This window comes from Acinetobacter sp., assembly GCF_049284435.1.
GTDB lineage: Bacteria > Pseudomonadota > Gammaproteobacteria > Pseudomonadales > Moraxellaceae > Acinetobacter.
In genome coordinates this window covers 1-2,107 of the sequence record NZ_JBAPXX010000131.1, presented here as the reverse complement: position 1 = coordinate 2,107, position 2,107 = coordinate 1, and the positions used below count along the sequence as shown (strand labels likewise).

Annotated in this window: 3 protein-coding genes; all 3 read left to right on the top strand. The window is 43.9% G+C overall.

Translation table 11 applies throughout. The features are described 5' to 3' along the window. The first annotated feature begins 85 nt into the window (after positions 1–85). Entirely contained in the window at positions 86–1,351 is a 1,266-nt protein-coding gene (locus WAK81_RS11390) for a serine hydrolase domain-containing protein (protein WP_422196904.1), read from the top strand. Between the two features lie 78 nt (positions 1,352–1,429). After that, positions 1,430–1,873, top strand: coding sequence for a copper resistance protein NlpE N-terminal domain-containing protein (locus tag WAK81_RS11385; RefSeq protein WP_422196903.1), 444 nt, complete (start codon positions 1,430–1,432; stop codon positions 1,871–1,873). 133 nt (positions 1,874–2,006) lie between these two features. Continuing rightward, on the top strand, positions 2,007–2,107 hold a 101-nt coding region (locus tag WAK81_RS11380), incomplete at its 3' end, for a hypothetical protein (protein WP_422196905.1).

The window sequence follows — 2,107 nt, the reverse complement described above, 5'->3', positions numbered from 1 at the left end:
TCACCGGTCATATCAAAGCAATTTAAATTTGAATCAAAAGCCTAAATCTGATTTAGGCTTTTTCATTTTAAGGGATCAATATTCTATGGATAGAATGATGCAGCCAATTAAAGATTATCTGTTTGCTGATCAGCACAATTATCAGGGCAACGTCGATGAGCGTTTTAGCGATCTTGCCCGTCAGTTTAGCCGTTTGCAGGATGCACGTACCGAACAGGGTGGTGCTGCACTGGTGGTATATTTTGAAGGACAAAAGGTCGTCGATATTTATACCGGTAAAAAGTCTATCACTGAAAACTGGCAACCCGATACCATGTCACTATGCTATTCCACTGGCAAAGGTGTACTAGCGACTCTAGCGCATATTATGGTTAGTAAGGGTTATCTGGACTATGACAGATCAGTTGCAGAATACTGGCCTGAATTTGCCCAGAAAGGTAAACGCTCTATTACTTTGGCACATATGCTGAGCCATCAAAGTGGCTTGTTTGATATCCGTAATATCATTGATGATGCCACTGAAATGGCTGACTGGTCACACATGCTGGAGCGGATCGCGGCAGCTGAACCACGTTTTCAGACTACGACAGATGCCGCTTATCAACCTTTGACTTTTGGTTGGCAGGTCGGTGGGGCATTAGAAAAAGCGACTGGTAAAAAACTGGGTGCACTGATGCAGGAATATCTGGTACAGCCACTACAGTTAAATGGCGCTTATTTTAGCGTACCGACGAATGAGTTAGCTCGGGTAGCGCTGCCCATTTTAAAGCCTAAAGCAGCCAAGTCTCAAACACAGCCTGTGAAAAAAAACACGCAAAGAAAACCCAATCTGATGGAACGAGCCTTGGTCTTTAGTGGGCAGGATCCTCAGGATTTTCAGGATGCCATGATTCCCAAAGGCATGAAGAAATTTAGTTTCTTTAGTAATGAGGGTCTACAAGCGATTATTCCTTCAGCCAATGGAGTATTTACCGCAGAGAGTCTGGCAAAAATCTATGCCATGTTAGCGAATCGTGGTGAATGGCAAGGACAACAATTCATTTCGCCGGAAGTGTTCCCACAACTTAGTCAGGTGCAATACAAAACACGAGATCGGGTCATGCCTTTACCGATGCACTGGCGCTTGGGTTATCACCGTGTTCTCACTTTAGGAAAAGCCTCTAAAGGTTTTGGTCATATGGGTTTTAATGGCTCTGGTGCTTGGTGCGATCCTGAGCGCGGTTTAAGTTTTGCCTATACACATAACTTTCCTACAGGTTCATTGACCGGAGATTACCGTCTTTGGGGCCTGACGCAGGAAACCTTGCGCTGTGCGGATGCGGTACTGACCGGTCGCAAAGGCTGGCGCTAAATATCCCTGATTTGGGAGTTTAGCCCATCAGCTAAATATGTTATTTTGTCGCGCAGTCCATGGCTGTGGTGTGAAGTAATGAAAAAAGTGCTGGTGATTCCTCTGGTCGCAAGCAGTGCCTTATTCGGATGTCAGGAGCCGAATCAGCCGGCTGCAAAAACGGTGATGGAAGCCAAAGCTCAGATTCCTGCCTGGGTCGGGAATTATCAGGGCACGACGCCATGTATGGGATGCTTTTCAAGTTGTGAAGACTGTCCAGGCATGGCAGTGGCTTTGACCTTGAATGAAGATCAGACCTTTACTTTACAGCGTGAAAGTTTAAGTGGTCATAATGAAATTGAAACGATGAGCGGGCAGATTCAGTTTCAGGATGAATCACAACAAAAGATTGAACTGCTGAATGTCGATACCCGAAATCTGCTCTATGTCGATCTGAAAAAGCATGTTTTGGAAATTCGTGAAGATCAAACAGGCAAACGCTACCAAATGCAAAGTGACTTTATCCTGTTTGAATCGGTCTAATTTTAAAAAAGCATCTGTTTTATATCCCTTTTTCAATGATTTTGATCAAGGGATTTTTATTCTTTATAAACCGGCATTCATTTCACTATTTTATAAAAAAACAGTATGCTTAGACCTGTAAAAAGGAGCATACATGTATCAAGTACTTGCGCGAAAATACCGTCCTCGTAATTTTAATGAATTGGTGGGGCAAAACCATGTATCACGTGCTTTAACCAGCGCGCTCGAACGTGG